Annotated in this window: 7 protein-coding genes; 2 read left to right on the top strand and 5 right to left on the bottom strand. The window is 68.4% G+C overall.

Annotated elements, in window-relative coordinates:
• A partial coding sequence (locus GXB85_RS13015; RefSeq protein ID WP_161918085.1) for a transposase occupies positions 1–462 on the top strand: 462 nt, incomplete at its 5' end.
• Here the strand turns inward: GXB85_RS13015 and GXB85_RS13010 are convergent.
• The 5 genes from GXB85_RS13010 to GXB85_RS12990 all read right to left on the bottom strand — a co-directional run bounded on the left by GXB85_RS13010 (position 459) and on the right by GXB85_RS12990 (position 5,011).
• Positions 459–1,466 (bottom strand): IS481 family transposase, encoded by a 1,008-nt coding sequence (locus GXB85_RS13010; RefSeq protein WP_161918084.1) that lies wholly within the window; start codon positions 1,464–1,466, stop codon positions 459–461. The genes GXB85_RS13015 and GXB85_RS13010 overlap by 4 nt on opposite strands.
• 446 nt (positions 1,467–1,912) lie before the next feature.
• Positions 1,913–2,284 carry a cold-shock protein gene (locus GXB85_RS18905; RefSeq protein ID WP_370524228.1) on the bottom strand — a complete coding sequence of 124 codons (372 nt, stop codon included), beginning with the start codon at positions 2,282–2,284 and terminating at the stop codon, positions 1,913–1,915.
• 158 nt (positions 2,285–2,442) lie between these two features.
• Positions 2,443–2,568 carry a hypothetical protein gene (locus GXB85_RS18900; protein ID WP_370524229.1) on the bottom strand — a complete coding sequence of 42 codons (126 nt, stop codon included), beginning with the start codon at positions 2,566–2,568 and terminating at the stop codon, positions 2,443–2,445.
• Positions 2,569–2,977: 409 nt separating this feature from the next.
• The gene (locus tag GXB85_RS18895) at positions 2,978–4,132 is read right to left on the bottom strand and encodes an HNH endonuclease signature motif containing protein (protein WP_161918082.1); all 1,155 of its coding nucleotides are present in this window, start codon (positions 4,130–4,132) and stop codon (positions 2,978–2,980) included.
• Between the two features lie 135 nt (positions 4,133–4,267).
• On the bottom strand, positions 4,268–5,011 hold the full coding sequence (locus GXB85_RS12990) for a DUF6308 family protein (RefSeq protein WP_161918081.1): 744 nt from the start codon (positions 5,009–5,011) through the stop codon (positions 4,268–4,270).
• Between the two features lie 200 nt (positions 5,012–5,211).
• On the opposite strand from GXB85_RS12990, the gene GXB85_RS12985 reads away from it, so the two are divergent.
• A complete protein-coding gene (locus GXB85_RS12985) occupies positions 5,212–5,787 on the top strand; it encodes a DUF6308 family protein (protein WP_161918080.1) in 576 nt (191 codons plus the stop codon).
• Positions 5,788–6,000 lie beyond the last annotated feature (213 nt).

Here is a 6,000-nt window from a genome sequence, read left to right as displayed (position 1 = left end):
AAGCACGTCGAGGTCTTCCAGATGAGCGGCGTAGGAACCTTCATCCTCGGGAGACCTCGACCCCTACCCGGTCACCAACGCGCCGCCAACGGACAGCACCCTGCTACACCCTCGTTTGCGAAGAGCCCCATTGCCTGGGGCTGCCACCAGCGGCTGCGAGGGATCTACCACCAGCGCACCGCCGCAGCCGGCATGAAGATCGCCGAAGACCTGATCGCTACCCTGCACGCCTGCCCGATCCCCGAAGTCGCCCGCCTCGGACGGACCCTACGAGCCTGGCGCACCCAGGTCCTGGCCTACTTCGACACCGACGGCGTCTCCAACGGCGGCACCGAGGCCATCAACCTGATCATCGAGAAGACCAGGCGCCTTACCCACGGGTTCCGGACCTTCACCCACTACCGACTACGCATCCTGCTCGGCGCCTCCGGCGACCGACCCTGGAGGCCCAACCACGCCTAGATGTTCTGTGCCATGACGTTGGTGACGCCTGCGCGGAGGCGTGAGGCCGGGGGTCGGTCGCCGGCGGCAGTGTGAGCGCGATGGTAGTTGTAGTGGATGTTCCAGACGTCGATCGCGGCGGCGCGTTCGTCTTCGCTGGCCCAGATGCGGGCGTAGAGGAGTTCCTCGGCCAGGATCCGGTGGTAGCGCTCGACCTTGCCGTTGTGACGGGGTGTGTGGGGCCGGATCCGCTGGTGGCGGGAGGCGACCGCGGTCACGGTCCGGCTGAAGACGGTGGCCTTGTAGTTGGCACCGTTGTCGGTGATCACCCGCACGAGCCGGGCGATGCCGTGGGCGGCGAAGAACGCCCTCGCGCGGTGGAAGAACCCGATCGTGGTGGTCGTCTTCTCGTCGGGCAGGTGCTCGGTGTAGGCCAGGCGGGAGAACCCGTCGACGGCGGAGTGCAGGTAGACGTAGCCGGCGCGGGCGCCGGAGGTCTTGGCGCGCTGGGCGGCCCGGTCCTGCCGCGAGCCGCGCCCGTGGGCGCGCCACCCGCCGCCGTCGGGGATCCGCCCGACCTTCTTGACGTCGACGTGGACCATGTGGCCGGGGTAGCGGGCGGTGATCGCCCCCGGGGTCCGGTTGGAGGACCCGTCCGGGTCGATGTCGCGGCGCCGGTTGATGCCCAGGCGGACCAGCCACCGCGAGACCGCCGTGGCCGAGACGCGGTGCCCGTGGCGGTGCAGCTCGCGGGTGATCTCCCGTGCGGACCACTTGTGATCGCGCCGCCAGCGTTCGATCTGCGTGACCAGCTCGACTGGAAGTTGGGTCGGTGAGGCGTGCGGGACGCAGGCGCGGTCCAGCAGGCCGACCTCGCCGAGCTCGTCGTAGCGGGCCTTCCACTTCGACAAGCACTGCCGCGACACCCCGGCCTCGGCAGCGACGTGGGCGATCGGACGGTGGGCGCAGCGGCGGACCAGCCGCAGCCGGCCCTCCGGGGTCAGCGGGGCGTTAGCGTGGCTCATCGAGGGGTAGGTCTCTCTCGCGGCGGGGCGGTTGGTGGTACTTCCATCCTGCCGCCGGGGGCCTACTCCTCCCTCACACTCCTGCGGGTGTCACCAACCTCATGAGCCACAACACCTAGATCCGAAGAGCCCTGAATCCCGTGCTTCAGCATTGGGCCGCCGACTTCCTTGAGCACCTCGCCGTTGACCGCGACGCGGTAGTCGGGGCTGACGCCGATCCAAGGGCCAAGTGGCACAAGAGTCCAGGAACACGACTCCACGGAACGCGGGACACACCACCTCGACCCCTACCCGGGCACCGACGCGCCGACCAACCCCAACCGCGGACTACACCCTCATCTTCGAAGAGCCGGCTACGCAACTCCGAAGAGCCTGGAGACGATGCCTTTCGACGACCCGCCTACTATCAGCCCAAGATCACGCCCATCTTGAGAATGGCGAGCGAGTTAGTCTTCGTGGAGCAAGGCGAGTCCCTGTGCAAGCGACTCCACCGCTGTAGCCAGAGCGGCGAGAGCTGGGTCCGTCGAAACGCCACGGGCGTCGGCCGCGCTTCTCGCGGCATTGTAGAAGTAGGTCAAGGCTGCCTGTGGATCTGCGTCAGAGCCCTGGGGGATGTCGGCTAGAAAGTAGGAGGCGAGGCCCTCAGTGACTACTTCCACTGCCATGGGGCCACGTGGTCCAGGCTCCTCACGGAACGCGACACGGCTGCCTTCAGTCAGGCCGGCCGCCGCGACGTGTACGAAGACATCTGGAGAGCCGTCGTCCGGCGTGATGAATCCGAAGCCTCGGTCTTCTGCAAACCACTTGGTTGTGCCCAATTTCAGCATCGTAACCGCCTCCTCGTGTCATCTTTGCGGACCGGTGGCTCATGGCCACTGCCTACTCTGGTCGCTTCTACTGATTGCGTCGAGACTGCGTCCTGATCTGGAGCCCTGGCCCACTACATCGGTTCAGCCACTGCGGTGGGTCAACGGGCTCATCGGACTTCCGGTGGGGGTGTGACGTCCAAGCCGCCGGAGATGAGGAGCATGCGTAGGCGGTAGTTGTCGGGGTTGCGGTACCCGCATGCGATGCGGCGATGCAGCTCGATGAGTCCGTTGATGGCCTCGGCGCCGCCGTTGGAGGACCGGGCGGTGGTGAAGTAGGCCAGGAAGGTCCGCTTTCATTGGCGCAGATCCGGCCCAGGCGGGCGATCTCGGGGATCGGGCAGGATGCGAAGGTGACGACGAGCTGCTCGGCGATGGCTTTCCCGCGCTCAGGTCCGTCGTGGCGTAGGCGGAGCGGACCTGCTGGTAGCACGGCCAGGCCAGGAACACCTCGCCGTGGGGGTCCCCGCGGGCGAGGCAGTCGCTCAGCCGGTCCCACTGCCGTTCGGTCAGGTGGTTCGCGGCGGCGCGCAGGATGTTGCGGATCCGGTAGAGCGGGTCGCCTCTGTGCCCGCGGTGGCCGCAGATGTCCTGCGGTGGCTGGCAGGCGCGTACTCACCCCGGTGACGGCAAAGGGCGGTGGGCCTACCGACCCGCCTCCTCGGCCACGGCCTCCCCTAGCACGGCCGCGTCCCCCTTCGCCCGGAAGCGGAGCCACCGCCACTCCAACGCGTCTGGATGTGGCGGCTTGACGCCCTGCCTGAGAGCAGTCGCGGTCACCTGGAGATCGGCGAGGGTCGGCCCCTGACGACGCGTACGCAGGCGGTGTGTCCCCGGCTCGATCGCCCAGAGGTAGGCGTCGAACGCCCGGTGAAGCGTTGCTGTCAACAGGAGCCCGTTGCGCTCGTCGTCGGTTCCTCCGTCCTCGACAGGTACGACGTGGGCAGCGTCCAGAACGACCGGGACCCCGACGCCGGTGACCGCACACTTCCCCTGGTGTCTGTGCAGCACACGGAACTTGAACTCCGGCGACCGCACGTAGCGCTGTTGCCGCGCCGCCGCCCGCTGCCGGGTCGAGGTGAGCTCGAACGGCACGTGAGGCTCGCCGATGTCGAGGTGGCGCGGCTCCGCTTCCGCGAACTCCAGGAGGAACACCTCGGCCTCGTCGTCGGCAGCGATCACCCACGCCAGCCGGACCGGACGCGCGCCGCCGGGCCCCTCTCCGATCACGAAGACCGGCAAATGTAGCTCGGCGGCGTTCTTCACGGCCTCGATTTCGTGACGATCGCGGGCCGCGGGTCGGATCGTGCGCGGGTAGTAGTAGATCGCCATCTTGTCGTCGACGTCGTCTGCGTAGTGACGCCCTGTGTGACGGACCGCAACCGCGACACCCTCAGGGGCCAGCGTCTTCGTCCGAGCAGCATCAACCCAGATGCCCTGCATCCCGCCGTACAACCCGCGCTCACGGAGCCACTCGGCGTTGACGTCCGCACGCTGGAGTTGCTGCCAGGCACTCATGCGCCACAAGAGCTCGTTCTCGACCGACCAGTTCTCGATCCGTACGACGGTGGCGCCCGCCGCCGCGACGACCGCAGCCGCGGACTGCTCGCCCAGGCGAGCCGCGCGAGGGCCGGCCGCACCAAGGATCAGGTGACCGAGAAGGTCCGCGTCATAGCGGCGGCCGTCCCGGATCGTCACGTGCCGCGGCTGTGCGAGGTCGAAACGCGATCTGAGCGCCTTCTCACCCTCGACGTCATAGACCGCGAGCGCGGCTTCGAGCGCATCCTCGAGGGCGCTCACCGACTCCATGGTTGTGAGCTCACCGCATGGGACCGCGGCACACAAGAGCCGAGCGGGTCACGTCCGGTCAAGTTCCTGGAAGTGGTGTAGCGCTTCGGCGTGATCTCTTCGTGGTCAGGCGGTCAGGGTGAGCCGCTAGACCTTCCCGTTGCTGCCGTCGGCAGCAGCAGCGAACGTCTTCCACTTGGCACGGCTTGGCTGTCCCAGACCCCACCCGACGATGTCGAGCGCTCTGAGAGGCGAGATCGGCTGGCCGCTCTGAGGCGTGAGCGCAGCGAGCGTCTCCCAGCACCCCGTCACCGGAGGGTTTCTCAGGTCGTGCCTGACGGCTTTCAGCCACAGAACCGCGAACTCGCTCCACGTGCGCGGCTCTCGCACGGCGGGCACGGGCGCGTTGGCGGCGTGCTGGTAGCAGTGCTCGATGTGCGGGTCGTAGAGCGGGAAGATCCGCGGGCGCTTGCGGTGCAGGATCTTCGAGTAGGTCGTCAGCTGAACGCCCGGGATAGCCCGCCCGTCGATGACCCCGATAACGCGCGCGACGTCGGCGATCTGCTCGTCGGTTGCGTCCGCCAGGTCGACATCGCCCGGGACGACCGCGAGCCGCTCGTTGATCGTCCTGAGCGCGCCGCACAGCGCGTAGTACGTCTCGAGCGAGCGGATCCCAGCGTTGAGGAGCGTCGGGGCGAACAGGTCCTGCTCCGATACCGAGGCGTCGGGGCCACCCGGGTACGCGTCATACGCGGGGTACGACCAGTGGTCGGCCGGCGTGTTGAGGTAGCGGGTGACGAAGCGCTGCGCCTCGTCCCACGGAGCGGTCAGCGCTCCGACTCGGACGACAGCGGGCGTGGCATCGGATGTGGACGGCGGCTTTGCTCCCATGCCAGTGCATCGGCGGCGTCACACCTCACCTGAAGCGGTTACTGATGTCGGTAGGGCACGTCAGCATGGGCGATGTGGAGCGACCCCGGTGGGAGAAGCAGCCAGCTGGGTGGGATCCGCCCTTGCGCGAGCGGCTCGACGCGGCTGTCGGCCGTGTCCTGGACCTCATCGAGGACCCGGACACGAGCCTGCTCTCCGCCGTGACCGCGTACGTCGAGTGCGGCTCGGTGCCGCAGGCCCTTGCGACGCAGCACGACGCAGCGTGGACCAGCGAGATCACCCCGGTGGACCTGCTCATCACGGTCCAGGTCGCCGGCCCGCTCCCCACTCGCAGCATCGGTCGTCTTCTTCATCACCGCGCCTACCGGTGGGAGATTGAGCGGCCCCTGCGTGAGCTCCCCGCCGTGGGCCTCGCGCTCGCCGGACCGCTCGAGCTCGAGGCCATGGAGCGGGCGCTTGTCGGCGCGCGGATGGGCTTCGGTGACGTCCGGGCAGCTCACGCCCTGTGCGCGCTCAAGCGTCCCGACCTCTTCCCCCTGCTGGACGACGCCGTCGTCCACCATCTCGGACTTCCCGGCACCCGCGACCATCGCAGCTACTGGCTTGCCTGTCGCCACCTGATCGGACAACGCCGCGTCATCCAGCGCCTCGACGAAGTGGCCGACCGCGTGCTGAGTGAGGACGGACAAAGAGTCACTCCCGACCAGTCGCGGCTCCGCCTCCTCGATCTCGTGGTGCGCGCCGCCATCGGGAGCCTGGCCGGTCCTTTCACCTAGGGCCTTGAGGGAACATCGGGACCGGCCACTTCGACCGCACCGTCGTCCGCGACGCGTCTCTGCGTGACGTGCTCGAGCGTCAGCGGCTCGATCGAGCGCGCGAGAGTGCCGGTGTGCGCGGTCATCGGCCTCAGCGCCGCCGTCCGAGCCCGGGCGCTCCAGCCGATCCAGTCGTCCAGACCGACGACCGCGTCGAGCCGCGGCACTGCTTGC

It is taken from the genome of Cellulomonas sp. APG4, assembly GCF_009996735.1.
Classification (GTDB): Bacteria; Actinomycetota; Actinomycetes; order Actinomycetales; family Cellulomonadaceae; genus Actinotalea.
The sequence above is the reverse complement of the archived record's forward strand: the minus strand, read 5'-3'. Positions and strand labels throughout refer to the sequence as shown.

Excerpts from the sequence above, each read along its gene's own strand:
- GXB85_RS13010 (WP_161918084.1), bottom strand. The coding sequence starts at position 1,466 with ATGAGCCACGCTAACGCCCCGCTGACCCCGGAGGGCCGGCTGCGGCTG.
- GXB85_RS12990 (WP_161918081.1), bottom strand. The coding sequence starts at position 5,011 with ATGGGAGCAAAGCCGCCGTCCACATCCGATGCCACGCCCGCTGTCGTC.